Raw genomic sequence first — 20,492 nt, 5'->3', positions numbered from 1 at the left:
CGGGTTCCTCCCTCCCCAGGGTGGCCCGGCGGGCGGCGCCGCGCCCGCCGGGCCCCGTCCTTCGGGTCAGTCGCCGGCCGCGCCGCGCGGACCGGACACCGCGCCGGCCGCGGCGGCGAGTCCGAGGCGTGGACTCGCCAGGACCGGACGCGAGGTGGTCGTCCGGTCGACGGCGTCGGCCATGGACGCCTGTGCGAGGACGACGACTCCGTCCTCCGCAGGAGGCACGCCGTCCACGGCCGCCGCCACGGCGTCGAGGTAGCCGTCCCGGTCCCCCGCCTCGAACAGCGCCCAGGCCCCCTCCACCACGACGGTGTCGATGCGCGGTGTCTCCGGTCCCGCCTCCTCGGCGATGAGGGCGACGGTGGGTTCGAGGGTGGAGCGCAGCGCCGCCACGACGACGATCCGGCGGTACCGGGCGGCCTCGGCGGCCATCGGCCGGTCCACCCGGAGCACGGGCACGCCGAGGGTGCCCGCCTGCCGCTCGGCGATCCCGCCGATCGTGGAGCAGGTGCAGAGCACGGCCTCGGCGCCGTCCGCGACGGCCCCCGCGAGCGCCGCGGTCACCGCCCCGGCGACCGCCTCGGGCCCCGCCGCCCGGGCACGTGCCAGCAACTCCTCGTCGACGAGGTGCCGCAGGACGAGCCCGGGGTGGTGCCGGTCGCGGAGCCCGTCGAACACGGGGACGTGGACCGGCGAGGTGTGCAGCAGGACCAGGGTGCCGGTCGTGGTCACCACAGGCCCGGGGAGGCCTTCAGCTGGAGCTTCGCCGCGCCGACCACCTCGGACGGGGCGACCGGCGCCTCGTCCGGGTGACGCTCGGCCCAGGCGGCGGCGTACGGGCAGAGCGGCACGACGGGAACACCCTCCCGTGCGGCGATCGCGTAGAACTCGCGCACGAGCGCCCCCGCGATGCCCTTGCCCTCGTGGCCGTCCTCGACGACCGTGTGCACGGCGACGAGGGCGTGGGGCTCGGCGGTCAGCACGAAGTAGACGACGACACCGACGGAGGTGCCGTCCTCGAAGGCCTCCAGGCGTCCGTTCGCCCGGTCGTCACGGATCTCAGGCTCGGCCATGCGGCGGCGCTCCCTCGGCGTGGATCGGTCAGATGTGCGCGGCGGCGGGCGCGGGCACGGCGTGCGGGCCGCGCACCGTGTCGCTCCCGGGGACGGGCGCGGAGGCGTCGGTCCCCAGCTCCACGATGCGGTTGTCGGCGTCGACGTGCACGACGCGCGGCACGAACGTCCGGGCCTCGGCGTTCTCGACCTGCGCGTAGCTGATGAGGATGACGAGGTCGCCGGGGTGTACGAGATGGGCGGCGGCGCCGTTGATCCCGATGACACCCGAACCGCGCTCCCCCTCGATGACATAGGTCTCGAGGCGGGCGCCGTTGTCGATGTCGACGATGTGCACGAGCTCGCCGGGCAGGAGGTCGGCCGCCTCCATCAGATCGGCGTCGACCGTGACCGAGCCGACGTAGTGCAGGTCGGCCTGGGTCACGGTGGCCCGGTGGATCTTGGACTTGAACAGAGTGCGCAGCACTGTGGACTCCTCGAAGACGGCTCCCTGCCTGCTTCCTGCAGGTCAAGGGCGGCCTCGACTGTACACCCGGACGTACCGAACGATGTTTGTGAGGAACATCGCCCCGGTCAGGCGATATGTGACCTCACCTGGGCTTTCGTGCCTTTACCGACGCCTCCCTCGACCGAGCGGCCTGGACAACCGGCCCCTCCGCCGGCGGGGGGGGGAGAGAGAGACCTCGTCGCCGCACCCACACCCGCCGCCGCGGCGGTGACCGGGGGCACTCCTGCACACCGGTTGGACGCTGCCCGCCACACAAGTACGCCATCGACGCCATGCTCTGCGCTGCCGCCCTCGCCCCACCAGGCCGCGTCACCGTCCTGACGTCCGACGTCGAGGACATCACCGTGCTCAGTGCTCACCACCGATCACTTGGCACTGGACCGGCTTGACGTTGAACGGAGCGCGGACGTCAGAGTCCCAAGTAGTCCGCGAGCTCCCCGTAGTCGACCTGCCAGAGTCCGGGTGAGCCCTTCGGGTACTGCGAGCGGAAGCCGATGAGGCCCTGGACTCTCGGGGAGAGGGTCCTCGCCCGTTCCCGGTCGACCAGGAAGGGGTAGGCCTCCTCGCCCACCAGGAAGCCGGGGTTGAGCGCGAAGGAGACCGCTCGCCGGTACTCGTCCTTCGTGACGTTGGCCCCACCGCCGTGGGCGGTCTTTCCGCTGAAGAACAGGGCATCGCCGGGCCTCATCTCGGCGGGAACCGTCTGGTCGGGAGTCCCTCGGTCCTCGAAGTCGGACCAGGTGTGACTTCCCGGGATGACGCGGGTCGCACCGTTCTCGTCGGTGAACTCGCTCAGGGCGATGAGGAAGTTGACGGCCGCCTCCGGGCCTGCGGGCCCCATGCCGACGAACGGGTACCAGTTCTCGAGGTCGCGGTGGAGGATCTGCGCCGCGTTGCCCGGACCGATCTCGATCACTTGGGCCGTGGTCATCCAGTACGTGCCGGACTCCTCAAGGAACACGGCGTCCGCCAGGGCATGCACGAGGTCGTGGTCGACCACCTCGCGTCCGAAGGTTTCGCTGCGCGTGACAAGGTTCGTGAGCCGCTTGGTGTTCCGTCCGTGGAATTCCGCCGCGAGCTCGTCGTCGTGCCTCGAACCGGGGCTCAAATCCCGTATGGCCGGCTCGATCTCCCTGTTGAGCCGATCGACCTGGTCTCGGTCGAGCAACCCCTGGATGATGACCCCGCCGTCCTCACGGAAGATGCCGAGGATCTCGTCGATCGGCGCCGAACTCGCGATAGTGCGTAGCCGGGCGGTGTCGGGTTCCGACATGACGACTCTCCAACTCCTCGCTGGGGAAGGAGTGTCGACCGGGGAGGTGTCGACTCGTGGCATTGCCTCGCCTGGCCACGGGCCGGCGTCCGAAGGATCCGGTCGACGACTCTTCGGCCTTGGTGGCCTGGGCCCACAATCCCGCCCGGGTGTGGCACGCTTCCACGCCAAGTCGCCCTGAGTTCCGCCCTCACCAGGTGAAGGATGCACCTGGCGGCGACGTCGCTCCGGCCGAAAACTGAGGCGCCGCCGCGGAAGGCGCACGTGCGCCCAGCCCCCGGCACTCACGTTCTATCCATGCGCGACTGTCGTCAGGCACTCGCCTGAGCGCTCATCGTTCGGCCGTCGCCGGCCGAGCCGACCATGCACTGCCAGGGCCGTACAAGGGTTCACACGTCCCCTGCCCCTGAGCGGACGGGCTCCTTGATGTCGATGATCCGCGCGGAACCTGACTGCTCCACACCCACGCCCCGAACCCTGCGTCAAGGCTCGTCCCGCGGCCTGCTCCCAACCCCGGAGGTTCCGTGTCCCCTCAGTCCCCCCTGCCCGCGCCTGTGCCCTCCGGGGCACAGGGATCGTCGATGGACGACGGGCGGTTTCAGCACGCCGCGCGGTCCCGCGCGCACGCGAAGCGCTTGCAGCGTGACTTTCTGACCGCCAACGGTGTCCCCCTCGCTGCGGGCGTCTACCTGTCCACCTTCACCGACGTACCCGCAACACCCGTATACGGACAGGTCACTCTCGGCCTGCTGTGGGGTCTGCTGCAGTGCGGCCTCCTCGTCGCCACCGCCTGGCGGTACGAGACTCGATCCACGCGTGAGTGCGATCCCCACGAGGAGTCCCTGCTCCCAAGCCGCCCCGGCGCCGCCACAACGTTCGACGCATTCAGCGCCGACAATCCATCGGCGGTGGGTCGATGAGCCCTCACGCTCTGAGCCCGGGAATGGCCGCCTCGATCGGCGCGGACGCAAGAGCCCCCGTGATCATGGCCTTCCTCGTCTTCATCGGCTTGTCCCTCCTGTGGCTCATCACCCTCACCACCAAAGAGGACGAACCGGAGAGGCTCTACCTGGCCGGCCGATCGCTCTCCCCCCGGTTCAACGGGTTCGCCATGGCGGGCGAGCAGATCTCGGTCATCACTCTGATGACCGTCCCGGGGGCCATCGCTCTGTTCGGATACGACGGGTACACCGCCGCCATAGACGGCCTCATCACCGTCGGCATCCTGCTGCTGCTCGCCCAGAAGATCCGCGACAGTGGCCGATACACGCTCGGCGACCTGTTCAACCTGCGCGCCTGGGGAACGGCTCCTCGCATCGCCGCAGCCGTGATCACGTTGACCGTCACGCTCCCCTTGATCATGATCCAGCTACGGGCAGCCGGGGTCAGCACCGCGCTTCTGCTCGGCATGTCGGCCAGCCATGTCCAGGTGCTCTGCACGGTACTGCTGGGGTGTCTGGTCACATGCTTCGCCGCGGTGGGTGATCTCCGGGGCACGAGCTTCATGCAGGTCGTGAAGGTGCCTCTCACCCTGCTGACGCTGGCAGCGGTCACGTTCCTGGCCCTCGAGAAGTTCGACTGGAGCCCCGATGCGCTGCTGTCGGCCGCAGTGGGCAACAGCGTGGCTCCTGACGCCTACCTGGAGCCCGGGCTCTGGGCCTTCTCGACGGACCTGGAGCCGCTCAACACGTTGAGCGGACACGTGGTCGTCATCCTGGGCACCGCCGTGACGCCCTACCTGATCCTGCGTGTCAGCGCATCGCGGACGGGACGCGCTGCTCGCCGTTCCGTCAGCGTCGCCACGGGGCTGGTGGGCCTCTTCGTCCTGCTGCTGACGACGACCGGCTTCGCCGCGGCGGCTGTGGTGGGCAGCGACGACATCCGTGCCGTCGATGCCATGGGGCAGGCGTCTCCGATCCTGCTGGCCGCCGGCGTGCTCCCCGATCACTCCACCTCGCGCACCGTGCTCATCACCGTCGTTGCCTGTGTCATCTTCCTGGCGGTGCTCACGACCGTGACGAGTGTCGCTTTCGCCGCCGCGGTCTCCTTCGCCCACGACGTGTTCGCTCCGATGGCCGTCCGGGCGGGGCGTTCGGACACGAGCGCGGGAGAGGTACGGGCGCTGCGGCTGGGGGTTGCCGTCCTGTGTCTGGCGGGCCTCTCGCTGGCCGCCGCCACCCATCGGTACCCCGTCGAGTTCCTGGTCACCTTCGCCACGTGCGTGGCCGCCACCTGTATCTTTCCCGTGCTGGTCCTCTCCTTCCTCTGGCGCGGGTTCAACCGTCGTGGTCTCCTGTGGTCCGCCTACGGCGGACTGTTTCTGTGTGTCGCGCTGACGGTCTTCTCTCCCACGGTCTCCGGGACTCCCTACGCGGTGTGGCCTGACGCGGAGTTCGACTGGTACCCGCTGCAGAACCCGGGGCTGGTCTCTGTCCCCGCTGCCTTCTTCCTCGGGTGGATCGGCAGCAGGACGTCGTCGAAGGGTTCCGCACGCGATGTCGAGGACGCCGAGTGCCGCGCCCTGACGGGAGGCGAGATCAGAACCACGCTCGCAGGCTCCGAGTAGCCGCTGAGCCGTCAGCCCGTGGCGGTCTCGATCCACTTGTCGGCAGCCGCCACCGTCGAGCGACGGCGGCGGCTGCCGGCTGCTTGCCTCAGACGTGCTCGCGGGGCTTCGCGTGTTTGCCGGCCGGGCGCTTCTGCAGGGTCGTTCCTTCCACATCGAGGTCGGGCAGAAGCCGGTCGAGGTCCTTCGGCAGCCACCAGGCGTACCGGCCGGCCAGCGCGAGGACGGCGGGCACGAGGGTGAGGCGGACGGCGAAGGCGTCGATGACCACGCCCACGGCCAGGGCGAAGGCGATCGGCTTGATCAGGGCGTCGTCCAGGGGCACGAACCCGGCGAAGACGGTGAACATGATCAGTGCCGCCGCGGTGACGACCCGCACGCTGTGCCGTGCGCCGTCGACCACCGACCGGCGCGCCCGGCCCGTGTGGACCCACTCCTCCCGTATGCCGGAGACCAGGAACACCTCGTAGTCCATCGCGAGACCGAACAGGACGCCGATGAGAATGATGGGCAGGAAGCTGACGACCGGTCCGGTGTGCGGGACGCCGATCAGGTCGGCGAGCCAGCCCCACTGGAAGACCGCCACCACGGCGCCGAGTGAAGCGGCCACCGAGAGCAGGAATCCGAAGGCGGCCTTCACCGGGATGAGCAGCGAGCGGAAGACGACCGTCAGCAGGATCAGGCTCAGTCCGACGACGATCAGGACGAACGGCACCAGCGAGTCGCTGAGGCGGTTGGACAGGTCGATGGTGACGGCGGTGGTGCCGGTGACGGCGAGGGAGGCGTCGGTCGAGTTCTCGATGCCGGACGCGGCCTCCCGGATGTCCCGGACCAGCCGCTCGGTCCCGGTGCTGTCCGGGCCGCTCGCCGGGATCACCTGTACGACGGACTGCGCCGGGTCGCGGGTGGGCTCGGGCGGCAGTACGGCCGCGACCCCCTTCACGCCTTGCAGTCGCTGAGCCACCTCCGCCCCGGTCTTCGCGCCCACCTCGGCCCGGGCATCGACGAGGACGAGCAGGGGGCCGTTGAATCCCGGGCCGAACTTGTCGCTCACCTTGTCGTACGCGATGCGTTCGGTGGATCCGGTCGGGGCCGAGCCGTTGTCGGGCAGGGCCAGGCGCAGGTCGGCGGCCGGCAGCGCCATCGCCGCGAGGGCGCCCGCGACGACGAGGACTGTGATCAAGGGCTTCTTGACGGCGGTGCGGATCCAGCGGGTGCCCAGGGTGGGCTTGCCCTTGTCCGCGTCGGCGGCCCTCCGGGCGGCGGGGCTGCCGGGCCCGGGTGCCAGGCGAGTGCCCGCGTAGCCCGCCAGGGCGGGAGTCAGGGTGATCGCCGCGAGGACGGAGATGAGGACGGCTCCCGCGGCGCCCAGGCCCATGGTGGTCAGGAACGGGATGCCGATGACGCTCAGGGCGGCGAGCGCGATGATCACGGTGCTGCCGGCGAACACGACGGCGCTGCCGGCCGTTCCCACGGCCAGGGCGATGGACTCCTGGGGATCGGTGCCCCGCGCCAGCTGCTGTCGGTGCCGGGCCAGGATGAACAGCACGTAGTCGATGCCGACGGCGAGGCCCAGCATGAGGGCGAGGGTGAGGGCCGTCGAGGAGATGTCCAGCAGAGGCATCAGGGCGAGCAGTCCGGTCAGCCCCACACCGACACCGACCAGGGCGGACGCCAGCGACATGCCGGCGGCGAGCAGGGAGCCGAAGGTGACCACGAGGACGATCACCGCGACGCCGACGCCGACGATCTCCGAGGGTCCGATGTGGATGCCCGAGCTGGAGTAGACGGTGCCGCCGACCGAGGTCTCCAGCCCGTCGCGTTCGCCCCTCTCCGCAATGGCCTCGATCGCCTCGACTGACGAGTCGTCGACATCGACGTACTCGACCGGGTACAGCACCTGGACGATCGCCGTGCTCCCGTCGGGCGACACCGCGCCGGAGGTGAGGGGGTCGACCGCGGCGCTGACCTGAGGCGCATTCTGCGCCGCAGCCGTGGCTTCGGCGAGGGCTTCGCCGTATCGGGGATTGGTGATCCTTTGGCCTTCGGGTGCGGAGAACACGACCTGCGCGTTCGCTCCGACGGCTTCGGGCAGCGTCTCGCGGAGGTCGTCCAGGGCCCGCTGCGACTCGGTCCCGGGCACGGAGAAGCGGTCGTCGGTACTGCCTCCGGAGACTCCCACGCAGGCGATGAGAGTGGCCAGCACGGCCAGCCACATGCCGAGGACGAGGTTTCGGTGTTCGTGGGCACTGCGCCCCAACCGGTACAGGAGGACAGCCATGAGTGACTCCGGAGATAGGGAAGAGCGACACGCAGGCGCAGGCGGGCAGCGCTCACCGCACATACGCAACGCATCTGACATGCAGAGTGTATGTGATATCCATGGCGGGTGGAAAAGCTGCGAGACAAGTACGCGGAGAACACCCGACGGGTTCTGCTCGACACGGGGCTGCGCCTCTTCGCCGAACGGGACTTCTCGGCCGTCTCGGCCGAGGAGCTCGTGCGTACGGCCGGGCTGACCCGCGGTGCGCTCTACCACCACTTCAACGGCAAGCCCGGACTCTTCGAGGCCGTCTTCGAAGAGCTGGAGCGCCAGGCGACCGAGCGCATCGGAGCGGCGGTCGCCGACCTCACCGACCCGCTGGAACGCGCCGACCGAGCCGTCCGCACGCTCCTCGACGTCAGCACCGAACCCACCTACCGGCACATCGTGCTCCAGCAGGGCCCCATCGCCCTGGGCTGGGCGCGCTGGCGGGAGCTGGACCAGCGCCACCTCGGCGGCACGCTCCTCGGCATCGTCGACGCGGCACTCGCGGCCGGCCGGGTCCGTTCCTACCCGGCGGACCTGATCGCCGGAGCGTTCTACGGCGCGCTGACCGAACTGGCGCTCACCATCTCCGAGTCCGACGACCCGGAGCAGGCCCGGGGGCAGGCCGCGAGCCTCGTCGCGGACCTGGTCGGTGGTCTGGCGACCGGCGCCGGCCCAGCGCCGGAGTGACGTCGGTGCACTCTGTCGCACCTCCGGCTGGCCCCCGGTGCACTCCTGCGTAGAGGCGGGCTCGGCACCCTCGGCACTGTTGCGGCATGCCTACCTTTCGAGAATTCAGCGCCTCCCGGCTGATGCCGGTCCCCGTGGCAGCGGTGTGGGACGTCGCCAGCAACCCGCGCCGCAACGCAGAGTGGGTCAACAACGTGCGGCGGGTGACCCGAGCCGACTCCATCTTGGAGGTGGGCCAGAGCTTCGAGGAGCGGAGCGTCGTGGTCGGCCCCTGGACGGTCATCACGAGGTGGACGCTGCTGAGCAGCGACTTCCACCACGAGCGGACGTACACGGGACGGGGATTCCCCGGCGTCGGCGAGGTCCGTCCCTTCCTCCGGTTCCAGCCGGTGATCGACTCGTCCGGCAGGGAGAACACCTACGTGACCTACGGCTCGTCACTCGCGCTCCACCCCGTCGTGGCGCGCCTGCTGAGGGGGATGCTCACTGCTGAGTTCACCGCGTCTCTGGCGGGCCTTGAGCAACTGGCCGTTCGCCATCCGGCGGCCGTGGGCGAGAAGGGAGGAGCGGCATGAGCGCGCAGGTGACGGCCGGGATCCAGTACTCGTCGTTCAGCGGATGGATCGACCGCCCGTCCGACCACGCTCCGGCGCTGGAAGGCCAGGTCGACGCCGATGTGGTGGTTGTCGGCGGGGGCTACCTCGGCATGGGCACCGCCTTGCGGCTGGCCGAGCGGGGCATCGACGTGGCCCTGCTGGACAGCCGGTTCTGCGGGTGGGGCGCGGCCTCGCGCAATGCCGGACACCTCACCAACACCCTGGCCGGGGATGCCCAGATGCTGGCCGCGCTGCACCCGCGGCGCCTGCGCAAGGCCATCCGGTTCGCCGACGCATCGGTCGAGTTCTCGAACGGGCTGATCGAACGGCACGGCATCGAGTGCGACTACGAGCGCACGGGGAACGTCATAGCCGCCGTCACCGAGGGGCAGCTGAAGCGGTCTCGGCACAACGCCGGGATCCTGGTCGAAGCCGGTGCAGACGCCGAGTTCGTCGACGGCCGCGAGTTTGGCCTGCCGGACGCCTTCCTCGGCGCCCTGCTCGCCGACCGGCTCGCCGGCGACGACCCCCACGAGGACCTGCAGACCCTGTGGCGCCGGCGCCCGTGGTTCTCGCCCTCCCCCGCTTCCAGTGCCACCGCGGTGCGGGCCGCCTGGGCCGTCGACAGGCTGTCGGACCGGCGCGGCCGACGAGAGGGCTGAGCCGCGGACGTAAGCCATGCACGTACTCCTCGCCCGTGGCGATCACCCGTCGCGCAGTTGCACGAGCATCAACGCGGCCGCGACGCTGGGCGCGTTCTGGGCCAGCGGCAGCGGCAGCAGCTGATCGGCGCGGGCGAGGCGGCGTTCGACGGTGTTCCGGTGGGTGTACAGACGGTCGGCGGTACTCGACGCGTTGAACCGTTCACTCACATAGGCGAGCACCGTCTCCCGCAGCTGGGTGTCCGCCGTCGCGAGATCCCCCAACGTGTCGGTCACGAACCGCTCCGCCTGCGCCAGATCGGCCGTCAGGACGGACACCAGCTGGACGTCCTCGTAGCGGGCGACGGCACGCGAGGAACCCAGCCGGGCCAGCACCCGCTGCGAGGCTGCTGCATCCAGGTGGCTGCGACGGAATCCCTCAAGATCTTTCGCAGGCCGACCCAGCGTCACCCGTACACCTGACAGGTCGGTCAGCTCGCGCTCGACGACCTCCACGGGTGGCGTGCGGTCGGCGGGCATCCACAGCCACAGGGCGGCCGTGCTCGCGACGATCGTCAGCCGCCGTTGGGCACCACAGACACGCATCACCCGCTCCGCCGCGTTCTCCAGACGACGGGCACGGTCGATGGCGTCCACCCACACGATCGCCGCGATGTGGTCCCCCGTCAGGGCATAGCCGAGTTGTGCCTCCGCCCTCGCTCTGCTGATCGGGGCTCCTTCAAGCAGCAGCTGAACCGTCGCCTGGCGTTCGGCCTGCACACCGCGGGCCAGGTCCTGCCGTTCCTCGTCGATACGGGCGGACAGCGCGCTGATCGAGTCGTCGACGTAGGCCGCTATCGAGTACTCCGACACCTCCAGCAGGTCCCGCAGATCCTCCCGGTCGTCCGTGACGGCGAAGCAGGCGTCGATCCACAGGCGCCACGCGACCCTCTGCACGGCTCGCCAGGAGCCGAGGTCGTCGATGTCCATGCCCCGTCGCACCAGGTCGCGTGCGAAGACGAGGGTCTCCTGCTCGACGAGAGGCGGGACGCGCCGGCCAGGGCTGTGCATGTTCGCGGTGAGCCAGTGCAGCGCACTGGCCTTGTTCATGCGCCGGTCCCCCTCGGCGAGCACCGGGTCGTCAACGATCGCCCGGTACCGGGTGCCTCTCTGCGAGGCCGCCAGCAGCTCGTCGACGAACCCCGGGGCCGTCTCCAGAAGCCGCTCGGCGACCGAGCGCATCAGCGCACCCACCGCTTCTCTCGGCGGGGGCCACAGTTCTTCGTTCTCCGGTGCTCCTTCCGGAGCGGGTCCGGTCTGTTCCATATGTGCATGGTGCACCATCGCCCCCAGGCTCGGTGTCAGGCTGTCCCAACCACGCTGGAGAGCCCGGCGTCGCACCGAGTGGGGAGGTCTCGGTGCCCCGCCGGGCCTCGGAGCACGTGTTTCAGCGCGTCCGGTCGGAGGTCCGCTGTGCGCTCGTGATGTGGGCGGCGATCTCGGCGATCACCTGTTCCGCCAGCGAGTCCGGAAGGTGATGGCCCATGCCCGGTACGACGGTCAGCCTCGCGCCCGCGATGGCGATGGCGGTGGCGTGGCCGCCCGTCGGATGGACCATGGGGTCCCGGTCTCCGTGGATGACGAGGGTCGGGGCGGTGACCGTCCCCAACTCGGCGGTCCGGTCTCCCGACGCCTGGATCGCCTGGATCTGGCGAGCCGAACCGGCGGCACCGTCCCCGGCCGTCCTGTCCCAGGTGCTGACCGCGTGGGCGGCCTCGGCCACCTCGTCGACCGGATGGCGTGTCCCGGCCAGATGCGCGGTGAGCCTCAGGTGTGCGCGGACCGCCTGTGCCCGGGTGCGGGGCGGGGCGCTCGCCAGGAGCAGTTTGGTGGAAGCCGCCGGCTGACCGACCCGGGGATCACCGGTCGTCGAGTAGATCGAGACGAGCGATCTCGTACGCTCGGGGAATCGAGCGGCCATGGACTGCGCGATCATGCCGCCCATGGATCTCCCCACCACGTGGGCCGGTCCGACGCCGAGGTGCTCCAGCAGCAAGGCGCTGTCCGTGGCGAGATCGGCCAACGTGTAGGCGTCGGCGCGGGGCCTTACCAGGAGCTGGCGCAGGACGCTCGGCGGAGGGTCCTGGGCGAAGGTCGACCGGCCGCAGTCGCGGTTGTCCATGCGAATGACGTGGAGGCCGTGGGATGCGAGGCTGCTGACGAAGTGCGACGACCAGGTGGTGAGGTCCTCGCCGAGTCCGCCGAGCAGCAGGACAGGTGGTGCACCGGTCTCGCCGTCGAGGCGGTAGCAGAGCCGGGTGCCGTGAGGCAGCCGGACGAATCGATCCTGTGAAGCGGTGGTGGCTTCCTTCATCTCGGACATCGACCCGCTCCCCTACGCGCCGACGCGGGCGACCGGCTCGCGGAACGGCCGGTCGGCGCGCGAGGTGAACCGCAGGCTGTCGTCGAACAGCGGCCCGCGCAGCAGCTTGGCGTCCTCCGGGTAGGACAGCGCCATCTTCCAGGGCTGCTCCGTCCCCTGACGGGGGATGATGCCGCTGGACCGCTGCGCGTATCCGGCGCTGATGTCCATGACGGGGCGCGTCTCCATGCCGGGCTCGGCCACGGCGACCGCGGTGTCGTAGCCGAACGCGTCCATGTGCTTGACCAGGCTGCAGAAGTATCGGCAGACGAGGCTGATCTTCAAGGTCCATGACGAGGTCGTGTATCCGACGGCCATGGCCCAGTTGGGAATCCCCGACATGAGCGTGCCGCGATAGGCGATCGACTTGGAGGTGTCGATGGGCTCGCCGTCCTTGAAGAGGTCGATTCCGCCCAGCACGCGCATGTTCAGGCCGGTCGCGGTGACGATGACGTCGGCCTCCAGTTCGCGGCCGGATGCCAGCAGGATTCCCTTCTCGGTGAAACGGACGATCTTGTCCGTCTCCACCGAGGCGTGACCGTCCCTGATCGCCTTGAAGAAGTCCCCGTCCGGCGCCAGACACAGACGCTGGTCCCACGGCTTGTACGGGGGGTTGAAGTGCTTGTCGACGTCGAAGCCCTCGGGAAGGGACTTCTTGTTGACGTAACGGATCAACGCCCTTCCGGCACGCGGGTACGTGCGAAGGCCGACCACGATCCCCCGGTCCATCCAGATGTTCTTGAACCGGGTCAGCGCGTACCCCCGCTGCTCGCCGAACATCCTGGTCAGCAGGAGCGCCAGCGAGTCCACCCGGGGAGCCGGCAGCACGTAGGTGGGTGTGCGCTGCAGCATCGTCACGTGTGCGGCGGCGCCCGGGCCGGTGGCCATCGACGGGACGATGGTGATCGCCGTGGCTCCGCTGCCGATCACCACGACCCTCTTGCCGGCGTAGTCGTAGCCCTCGGGCCAGTGCTGCGGGTGCAGGATGTCGCCGGTGAAGTCCTCGCGGCCCTCGAAGCGGGGTGTGAATCCTTCCTCGTAGCGGTAGTAGCCGGTACCGGCGAAGACCCAGTTCGTCTTGATCTCCTTGCGTACCGGTGCCTCGCCCGCCGCGCCGTCGACCTCCACGGTCAGCGTCCACGCGGCGTCCGCAGTGGACCAGTGACCGGAGACGACCCGGTGCCGGAGCCGGATCAGACGGTCGAGCCGGTTCTCCTCCACGGCCTCGTGCAGGTAGTCCCGGATGAGGGGGGCGTCGGCGATGGCGGCCCGGTCCTTCCACGCCTTGAACTCGTACCCGAAGGTGTGCAGATCCGAGTCCGAGCGGATGCCGGGATATCGGAACAGGTCCCAGGTGCCCCCGATGTCGGCCCGCCCTTCGAGGACGACCACCTTCTTGTGGGGAAACGCCTCGTTCACGTAGCGGGCGGCGCCGATGCCGGAGATGCCGGCACCGATGATCACGATGTCGAATTCCTCGGGGGCGCTCTTCGATTCACTCATCACATTCACCCTTTGTTCGGCTCGCTTTCGCGATACGGACAACCTTGCCCGCGGGGATTCGGCGCCCACTACGCCGTCATGCGGCGGCTTGCGGCCACGGACGGTGCACTCTGCACACCCGCCGCGCGCCGTACCTCCTCGGCCGCCCGCTCGCCGGCGCTGACCGCGCCGTCGATGTAACCCTGGTTGAGGACCGCGGTCTCCGTACCGGCCCAGTGGATCCGCCCGACCGGCCGGCGGTCCGCGTCGGTGTACTGGGTGAGTACGCCCGGGGGACGCGAGCTCACGCAGCCGCCGATCCAGGGCTCGTGCGTCCAGTCCTGCTCGAGGTAGTCGGTGGGACGGGCCGCATCGGGGCCGAACAGGGTGGTCAGGTCGGCCAGGAAAGCCGCCCGGCGTGCCTCGGGGTCGTCCAGGATCTCGTCGGTCCAGCGCAGGCCGTAGCCGGACCCTGCCGTGCCGACGAAGGTGAGCAGGATGCCCACGCTGCCGTCGGGCGGTGAGTTGTCTACGACGTAGCTCGCGACGGGGAGATCCGTGACGGCCTGGCCGCTGAAGCCCCGCTCCCGCCAGAAGGGACGGTCGTAGACCGCGAATATCTTGCTCTCGGTTCCGTTGCACCACCGCCGCTGGAGCATGGCCCGGCGCGTGGGCAGGTCGGGCGTGAAGCGGATGCGGTTGGCGTCGGAGGGAGCCATGGCGACGATGACGCGGTCGGCGCGTACGTCGATCCGCTCCGACCTCACCAGGACGCCCTGGTCGCCTTGGTGGATCTCGGAGACCGGCGAGTCCAGGACAACGCGGTCCCCGAGCTGCTCGGCCATGCGGAGCGAGATGACCTGGGTGCCGCCCACGACCCGGGATTCCTGGGCTCCGCCGGTGATGTTGACCAGGTGGTCGATCCCGCCGCAGCCCGCGATGCGAGCGAGCTGGACGAGCAGCGAGGTGCTGTGGAGGTCCTCCCCGTCGGTCACGCTGAAGGCGAGCGTGAACAGCAGGCGGACCTCTTCGGTGAAGGTGTTGGCGTCGATCCAGTGACCGAATGTGGTGTTGTCCCACTTGCGCGCGTTCTTGGCGGTCCACGGCGCGTCGAGCGGCACCGAAGCCGCCATGCGCTCCAGACGCAGCTGCGCCTGGGCGTAGTCGGCGAGGACGACCGGGCCCAGTGGCGGGATCGTCCCGGTGTAGAGCTTGGTCCTCCCCTTGCGGCGGTAGATCGACTTGCCCTCGACGTACGTCTTGAAGGTCTCGATGCCGAGCTCGTCCAGGAGTGCCAGAACCCGGTCCTGCCCCGGACCGACCCACTGCCCGCCGCCCTCGGTGATCACGCCGTCGCCGACGTCGAGGTTGACGGTGCGCCCGCCGACCCTGTCGTTCGCCTCGATGACGATCACCGAGCGACCCGCCTCCGTCAGCCTCCGGGCAGCCGTGAGGCCTGAGACTCCTGCACCGATGACGACGACGTCTGCGCTCTGTGGTGTGTGCGTCGACCTGTTCATGACGTTCCTCTCCGCGGTGGTTCCGAGGCGATGCGCTGCTGCACTGTGCAGCCTGCGGCTTGCGGAAGGGGCGTCTCCACACCTCTCTGCTCCGGCCTGACGGCGAGAGGTGTGCAGGTTGCACCACGGTGTCCGGGAGGGGAACGAGGCGGTGACCGAGGCGGAACGTGATCACCGCCTCAGACGCGCGAGTGGCGAGGCCGAAGGCCGAGACCTATCCGTCCAGTGAGGTCATGACGTGCTTGATGCGCGTGTAGTCCTCGAAGCCGTAGGCGGAGAGGTCCTTGCCGTAGCCGGACTTCTTGAAGCCGCCGTGGGGCATCTCGGCGACCAGCGGGATGTGGGTGTTGATCCACACGCAGCCGAAGTCGAGGGACTTGGACATGCGCATGGCGCGCGCGTGGTCCTTGGTCCAGACGGAGGAGGCGAGGGCGTACTCGACGCCGTTCGCGAACTCCAGGGCCTGCGCCTCGTCCTCGAAGGACTGGACGGTGATGACGGGGCCGAAGACCTCGTTCTGGATGATCTCGTCGTCCTGCTTGAGGCCGGAGACGACGGTCGGGGCGTAGAAGTAGCCCTTGTCGCCGACCCGGTGGCCGCCGGCCCGAACCTTGGCGTGCGCCGGGAGGCGGTCGATGAAGCCGGTGACCTGCTTCAGCTGGTTGGCGTTGTTGAGCGGGCCGTAGAGCACGTCCTCGTCGTCCGGCTGACCGGTCTTCGTTTCACGCGCAGCCAGGGCGAGGGCAGCGACGAACTCGTCGTGGATGGACTCGTGGACGAGCACGCGGGTGGCGGCGGTGCAGTCCTGGCCGGCGTTCGAGTATCCGGCCAGGGCTATGTCCTCGACGGCCTTGGCGATGTCGGCATCGTCGAAGACCACGACCGGGGCCTTGCCGCCCAGCTCCAGGTGGACGCGCTTGACGTCCTTGGCGGCCGACTCGGCGACCTGCATGCCGGCGCGTACGGAGCCGGTGATGGAGGCCATGGCGGGGGTCGGGTGCTCGACCATCGCCTTGCCCGTCTCGCGGTCGCCGCAGACGACGTTGAAGACGCCCGGCGGAAGGATCTCGCCGACGATCTCGGCAAGCAGCAAGGTCGAGTCCGGGGTGGTGTCCGAGGGCTTGAGGACGACGGTGTTGCCCGCGGCGAGCGCCGGGGCGAACTTCCACACGGCCATCATCATCGGGTAGTTCCACGGCGCGACCTGGGCACAGACGCCGACCGGCTCGCGGCGGACGATGGAGGTCATGCCCTCCATGTACTCGCCGGCGGATTTGCCCTCCAGCATTCGGGCGGCGCCCGCGAAGAACCGGATCTGGTCCACCATGGCGGGCACCTCGTCCGCCGCCGTCAGGGCGAGAGGCTTTCCGGTGTTCCTGGACTCGACCGCCACGAGTTCGTCCGCGCGGGCCTCGATCGCGTCGGCGATCTTCAGCAGGGCCAGTTGACGCTCGGCGGGGGTGGTGTCCCGCCAGGTGCCGAACGCGGCAGCGGCGGCGGCCATGGCGGCGTCTACGTCGGCCCGGCCGGAGAGCGGCGCGGTGGCGTACACCTCACCCGTGGCCGGGTTGACCACTTCGATGGTGCGGCCGTCCACCGCATCGGTGAACGTGCCGTTGACGTAATTGCGCAGACGTATGGGCTTGCTCATGGGTTCGACTCCTTGTTCACGAGGTGCGGGCGCCGCGTTCGACGCCGCGGAATGAGGGTTCGCTGATCGGCAAGAGGCATGACAGGACCGGGCGGCGGCCGCCATGGCGGCTGTCGCCTCCCGATGAGGTCGTGTCAGGTTGTGGGATCGACGGGGCGGTTGAGTCGCGACATCGGTCCGCCCACAGAGAGCGTGACCGGCCTCAGGAGGCGTCGTGGACGCGCTGGGACTGCTCTCCGGGGATGGGCGGGGCGATGGACCACAGCACCTCGGCCTCGTCCGCCGCCGGGTTGTCCCACGCGTGGGCCGACCGCGCGGAGAACGTGTGGGAGTCTCCGGCCTCCAGCAGGATCTCCTGGCCGTCGACGGCCAGGTGCAGGCTGCCACGGACGACGACCACGAAGACGGTCTCGGAATCCAGGGTGTAGGCACCGCCGGAGCCGCCACCGGGATCCAGGATGGTACGCATCACCTGGACGTGTTGTTCGGTCGCGGGTGTGAGGAGATATTCGCGGATCTTCTCGCCACCCATCTCCAGCGGAGCCCCCAGGCCACTGCGGACCACAGCTTCGTCCGGGTAGTCGAACAGCGAGCCGACCGAGATGTCGAGGGCTTCGCACACACGCAGCAGCGTCGGTACCGAAATGGTGGTGCGGCCGCGTTCCACAAGGCTGAGGAAGCCTTTGGTGACGTCCGCGAGTACGGCCACCGCCTGCAGCGTGAGCCCCCGCCGCTGGCGGTGGGCGCGCAGCTTGGGGCCGAGCCGGGACATACGGGGATCCGCTGTGTCCTGCTCGGATTCCTGGGACTGCGGAGTGGAGGGCGTCACGCTGTCTCGCTTCCTTCGGACGGCCGGGTCCCGGGCGAGACGGGGCGGTGGATGCGGCGGTGGGGCTTCCCACGAGCGAGTTTAGCGGTGTAAAACCTCCTTAGGAAGTTTAGTTTCACTAAACTTGCATCAGCCGGTCCGGCCGGCCCCCGTCCTCCGCCCTCCTGCCGCCCTCGCCGCGGCCACAGCCCTGGAGTACGCCATGAGCACACCTCCACGCCCTGGACGCACCGTCCGCGCCGCCGTCTTCAGCCGCCCGGGAGTACCTCTCGAGATAACTGACGTCCAACTGGCCGCCCCCGGCCCCGGAGAAGTCGAAGTGGCCATCACCGCGGCCGGCGTCTGCCACTCCGACCTGCACGTCCTCAAGGGCGAGTGGGAAGTCCCCGCACCCGCGGTGCTCGGCCACGAGGGCGCGGGGATCGTCACCGCCCTCGGTGCCGACGTGACCGGCCTGGAGGTGGGCGACCACGTGGTGCTCTCGTGGGTTCCCAGCTGCGGAGCCTGCCGGCAGTGCCGACTCGGCCGGCCGTGGCAGTGCGAGCCCGTTGCCTCCGTCATCGCATCCGGCGGCGTTCTGTTCGACGGCACCAGCCGCTGGAGCCGCGACGGAGGCACCCTCCACCACTACCTGGGCGTTTCCTCCTTCGCCGAGCGCGTCGTGGTCCCGGCATCGGGCGCCATACGGATCCGGCGGGACGCACCCCTGGACGTCGTCGCCCTGATCGGCTGCGCCGTAGCCACCGGCGTCGGGGCCGTCCGCAACACCGCCGCGGTCGAGGAAGGCGCCACCGTCGCCGTGATCGGCTGCGGCGGAGTGGGCCTGTCGTGCGTCCAGGGCGCCCGGCTGGCAGGGGCCTCCCGGATCGTCGCCGTCGACATCGACAGCTCGAAGCTGGACACCGCCCGCCACCTGGGGGCCACCGACACCGTCGACTCCTCACAGGTGGATGCCGACCACGCGCTGAGGGCCGCCGTGCCCGAGGGCCTGGACTACGTCTTCGACGCCATCGGCAAGATCGCCACCACCGAGCAGGCCCTCGCCGCGCTCGGCCAGGGCGGGGCCGCCGTCATCGTCGGCCTGCCTCCCACCGGCTCCACCGCCCGGTTCGACCCCCTCACCCTGGCCGAGGCCAACCAGCGCATCCTCGGGTCGAACTACGGATCCGTCGATCCCCAGCGAGACATCCCGCACCTGGTCGACCTCTACATGGACGGCCTGCTCGACCTGGAATCCATGATCTCCACCCGCCGCCCGCTCGACCAGGCCCAGGCCGCACTCGACGACCTCGCCGCCGGCCGCGCCCTGCGCACCCTGCTCACTACCAAGGACGCATAGCCCGCAGGATCGCTGGATCCGACGAACACCCACTTCGCAGGGCACCTGAGCCCTCCGCCCGCAGGGCGAGGCAGGGCACACTGACCCCTTTCCAGTCACGGCCATGGGCCCACACGCAGTGCTGGACGTCTGCGACATTCACGTTGCACGCGGCTTCCTGACGGCGGGAAGCCGCGCCGCCGTCGGCAGCGTGAGCGGGACGATCCAGCCGTGTCCACGGCCAGTCCGCCCAGACAGTCTTGCCCTCGTCGGCGTATCGGACGCCCTAGCTCTCGGTGAGGGATCCGCAGATGTGCCGCCCCCTTCCACCGACTTGGCGTGGCGCAGGTAAGGCGCGGAAGGTGCGCGGTCGCTATGTCCAGGACCTACGCACTGGACGCCGTGCTGTGAACAGTCGCACCCCACTCCCCCACATCGCCCTCGGCCTGCCCGCGATGCAACAACCTGCACCACGAGCCGCGAAAAGCGCAGCAAGTCGGCGCAGAACCCGGCACTCACTCCTCCATAAATTGGCAAAAGTCCCACCCTGCGAGGCCTAAGGGCACAGAGGAACACCATGATCTTTGAGCGACGAGAAGGTCGAGCGCGCCTACAACGCGCTCGTGCAGCGCTTCATCGACGCCACCGTCCGGCACATCCGAGACGAGCAGGCCCGCGGTCGAATCGGCGAACTCGCGGATGTCGAGCAGACGGCCCGTGCGCTCATCTGGATGGACGAGCGGTACCTCTCCGAAGCCCTCGGCCGCGAACCGCGCGCCGATCCAGGGGTCGTCGTCGACGTCCTCTACAACATCTGGATGTCGACGCTCTACAGCTCCGGCCCCGCGGTCACCCCCCGCCGAAGCGCCGCATCTCTCCCGACCGCCGGGCAGTAGCGAGGCCGCGTCCAGGGAGCCGTCGCCCGGGCGGGAGGACCCCGGCCCGCCCGCCCCGGGGGGACCGGGGCAACGCTCGATCGACATTTGACAACCCCTCGCCGGAACACCTTAAACTCGAAGTGGAATCAAATTCGAACTTCGCTTCTCTTGACTCACCACCCACCAGCGAGATCTCAGCTGATCGTGGCCGGGCCGCGCGGATCGTCGGTCAGCGCGCCGGTCCGCACGGCTGGGCAGGCAGGAGCACGAACCCATGAACGGGACCATCGACAGCCATGCCGTCGCGAGCGCACCCCGATGAACACCGAAGCCTGCGGCACCACCCGACACGTCGACCTTCGGGGGTACTCCGGCAGAGCGCGTGAATGGCAGAAGGCGAGCTGGAACCGGGTACTCCGTGAAGCGGCCGTCGGAAGCCTGATCATGCTCATACCGGCCCTGCTCCTGGGATTCTTCATCTCCTGGGAGATGGGCACAGCCATCATCGCGGTGACCGCTGGAGCGGCCGCACTCTCCTCGCTCTTCTTCTCCTTCAGGGGGCACACGCCGAGATGCGCGGCCAAGAAGGGAGTCGTCCTGGCGCTCGGCTGGTGGGAGCGGGTCTGAAGCCCACACCGCGTTCACTTCGGCGGCCTTCCGACCCCGAACCTCCTCGGCTACGCCGGGTTCCGCCCGCAGCGCCCGCCCCCGCCTTCCATGGTTGCCCCTTCCAC

General features: G+C 69.6%; 19 protein-coding genes and 1 pseudogene. 9 read left to right on the top strand and 11 right to left on the bottom strand.

All coding sequences use genetic code 11. The annotated features are described in order from the left end of the window. Window positions 1-66: 66 nt before the first annotated feature. The 3 genes from ACFQ79_RS08280 to panD are packed head-to-tail and all read right to left on the bottom strand — an operon-like array spanning window position 67 to window position 1,542. On the bottom strand, window positions 67-738 hold the full coding sequence (locus ACFQ79_RS08280) for an arylsulfatase (protein WP_383580193.1): 672 nt from the start codon (window positions 736-738) through the stop codon (window positions 67-69). Then, on the bottom strand, window positions 732-1,076 hold the full coding sequence (locus ACFQ79_RS08275) for a GNAT family N-acetyltransferase (RefSeq protein WP_383580191.1): 345 nt from the start codon (window positions 1,074-1,076) through the stop codon (window positions 732-734). Before ACFQ79_RS08275 ends, ACFQ79_RS08280 begins: the two co-directional genes overlap by 7 nt. 28 nt (window positions 1,077-1,104) lie before the next feature. Continuing rightward, window positions 1,105-1,542: an aspartate 1-decarboxylase gene (panD, locus tag ACFQ79_RS08270; RefSeq protein WP_383580188.1), complete on the bottom strand. Its 438-nt coding sequence runs from the start codon at window positions 1,540-1,542 to the stop codon at window positions 1,105-1,107. A 293-nt stretch (window positions 1,543-1,835) separates the two neighbouring features. Here panD and ACFQ79_RS08265 point away from each other — a divergent pair. Then, window positions 1,836-1,973 (top strand): annotated as a pseudogene (locus ACFQ79_RS08265) (DNA-binding protein); the annotation flags it as partial. A gap of 20 nt (window positions 1,974-1,993) precedes the next feature. Here ACFQ79_RS08265 and ACFQ79_RS08260 read toward each other — a convergent pair. Then, window positions 1,994-2,857 (bottom strand): phytanoyl-CoA dioxygenase family protein, encoded by an 864-nt coding sequence (locus tag ACFQ79_RS08260; protein WP_383580186.1) that lies wholly within the window; start codon window positions 2,855-2,857, stop codon window positions 1,994-1,996. Window positions 2,858-3,438: 581 nt separating this feature from the next. Here ACFQ79_RS08260 and ACFQ79_RS08255 point away from each other — a divergent pair. After that, the gene (locus ACFQ79_RS08255; protein ID WP_383580183.1) at window positions 3,439-3,777 is read left to right on the top strand and encodes a hypothetical protein; all 339 of its coding nucleotides are present in this window, start codon (window positions 3,439-3,441) and stop codon (window positions 3,775-3,777) included. Then, window positions 3,774-5,423, top strand: a complete 1,650-nt coding sequence (locus ACFQ79_RS08250) for a cation acetate symporter (protein ID WP_383580180.1) — start codon at window positions 3,774-3,776, stop codon at window positions 5,421-5,423. Before ACFQ79_RS08255 ends, ACFQ79_RS08250 begins: the two co-directional genes overlap by 4 nt. Window positions 5,424-5,511: 88 nt before the next feature. Here ACFQ79_RS08250 and ACFQ79_RS08245 read toward each other — a convergent pair whose 3' ends face one another. After that, complete coding sequence (locus ACFQ79_RS08245) at window positions 5,512-7,704, bottom strand: MMPL family transporter (RefSeq protein WP_383580177.1); 2,193 nt, start codon at window positions 7,702-7,704, stop codon at window positions 5,512-5,514. A 108-nt stretch (window positions 7,705-7,812) separates the two neighbouring features. Here ACFQ79_RS08245 and ACFQ79_RS08240 point away from each other — a divergent pair, with 108 nt between their 5' ends. The 3 genes from ACFQ79_RS08240 to ACFQ79_RS08230 all read left to right on the top strand — a co-directional run bounded on the left by ACFQ79_RS08240 (window position 7,813) and on the right by ACFQ79_RS08230 (window position 9,679). Further along, window positions 7,813-8,421: a TetR/AcrR family transcriptional regulator gene (locus ACFQ79_RS08240; protein ID WP_383580174.1), complete on the top strand. Its 609-nt coding sequence runs from the start codon at window positions 7,813-7,815 to the stop codon at window positions 8,419-8,421. A gap of 86 nt (window positions 8,422-8,507) precedes the next feature. Next, the gene (locus ACFQ79_RS08235; RefSeq protein WP_383580170.1) at window positions 8,508-8,996 is read left to right on the top strand and encodes an SRPBCC family protein; all 489 of its coding nucleotides are present in this window, start codon (window positions 8,508-8,510) and stop codon (window positions 8,994-8,996) included. Next, window positions 8,993-9,679 (top strand): FAD-dependent oxidoreductase, encoded by a 687-nt coding sequence (locus ACFQ79_RS08230; protein ID WP_383580169.1) that lies wholly within the window; start codon window positions 8,993-8,995, stop codon window positions 9,677-9,679. Before ACFQ79_RS08235 ends, ACFQ79_RS08230 begins: the two co-directional genes overlap by 4 nt. Before the next feature lie 42 nt (window positions 9,680-9,721). Here ACFQ79_RS08230 and ACFQ79_RS08225 read toward each other — a convergent pair whose 3' ends face one another. The 6 genes from ACFQ79_RS08225 to ACFQ79_RS08200 all read right to left on the bottom strand — a co-directional run bounded on the left by ACFQ79_RS08225 (window position 9,722) and on the right by ACFQ79_RS08200 (window position 17,505). Next, entirely contained in the window at window positions 9,722-10,984 is a 1,263-nt protein-coding gene (locus tag ACFQ79_RS08225; protein WP_383580167.1) for a PucR family transcriptional regulator, read from the bottom strand. 121 nt (window positions 10,985-11,105) lie between these two features. Next, the gene (locus ACFQ79_RS08220) at window positions 11,106-12,041 is read right to left on the bottom strand and encodes an alpha/beta fold hydrolase (protein WP_383580165.1); all 936 of its coding nucleotides are present in this window, start codon (window positions 12,039-12,041) and stop codon (window positions 11,106-11,108) included. Between the two features lie 12 nt (window positions 12,042-12,053). Then, window positions 12,054-13,583, bottom strand: coding sequence for a flavin-containing monooxygenase (locus tag ACFQ79_RS08215; RefSeq protein WP_383580162.1), 1,530 nt, complete (start codon window positions 13,581-13,583; stop codon window positions 12,054-12,056). A 68-nt stretch (window positions 13,584-13,651) separates the two neighbouring features. Continuing rightward, a complete protein-coding gene (locus ACFQ79_RS08210) occupies window positions 13,652-15,082 on the bottom strand; it encodes a flavin monoamine oxidase family protein (protein WP_383580160.1) in 1,431 nt (476 codons plus the stop codon). 214 nt (window positions 15,083-15,296) lie between these two features. Beyond that, entirely contained in the window at window positions 15,297-16,733 is a 1,437-nt protein-coding gene (locus ACFQ79_RS08205) for a gamma-aminobutyraldehyde dehydrogenase (protein WP_383580157.1), read from the bottom strand. A gap of 202 nt (window positions 16,734-16,935) precedes the next feature. After that, on the bottom strand, window positions 16,936-17,505 hold the full coding sequence (locus ACFQ79_RS08200) for a helix-turn-helix domain-containing protein (RefSeq protein WP_383580154.1): 570 nt from the start codon (window positions 17,503-17,505) through the stop codon (window positions 16,936-16,938). A gap of 259 nt (window positions 17,506-17,764) precedes the next feature. Between ACFQ79_RS08200 and ACFQ79_RS08195 the strand changes: the two genes are divergently transcribed. The 3 genes from ACFQ79_RS08195 to ACFQ79_RS08185 all read left to right on the top strand — a co-directional run bounded on the left by ACFQ79_RS08195 (window position 17,765) and on the right by ACFQ79_RS08185 (window position 20,385). After that, window positions 17,765-18,901 carry a zinc-binding dehydrogenase gene (locus ACFQ79_RS08195; RefSeq protein WP_383580151.1) on the top strand — a complete coding sequence of 379 codons (1,137 nt, stop codon included), beginning with the start codon at window positions 17,765-17,767 and terminating at the stop codon, window positions 18,899-18,901. A 563-nt stretch (window positions 18,902-19,464) separates the two neighbouring features. Continuing rightward, window positions 19,465-19,776: a hypothetical protein gene (locus ACFQ79_RS08190; protein ID WP_383580149.1), complete on the top strand. Its 312-nt coding sequence runs from the start codon at window positions 19,465-19,467 to the stop codon at window positions 19,774-19,776. A 300-nt stretch (window positions 19,777-20,076) separates the two neighbouring features. After that, window positions 20,077-20,385 carry a hypothetical protein gene (locus ACFQ79_RS08185; RefSeq protein ID WP_383580146.1) on the top strand — a complete coding sequence of 103 codons (309 nt, stop codon included), beginning with the start codon at window positions 20,077-20,079 and terminating at the stop codon, window positions 20,383-20,385. Window positions 20,386-20,492: the final 107 nt, after the last annotated feature.

Source organism: Streptomyces sp. NPDC056480 (genome assembly GCF_042795405.1).
Lineage (GTDB): Bacteria > Actinomycetota > Actinomycetes > Streptomycetales > Streptomycetaceae > Streptomyces.
This window is presented reverse-complemented; position numbering and strand designations above follow the sequence as displayed.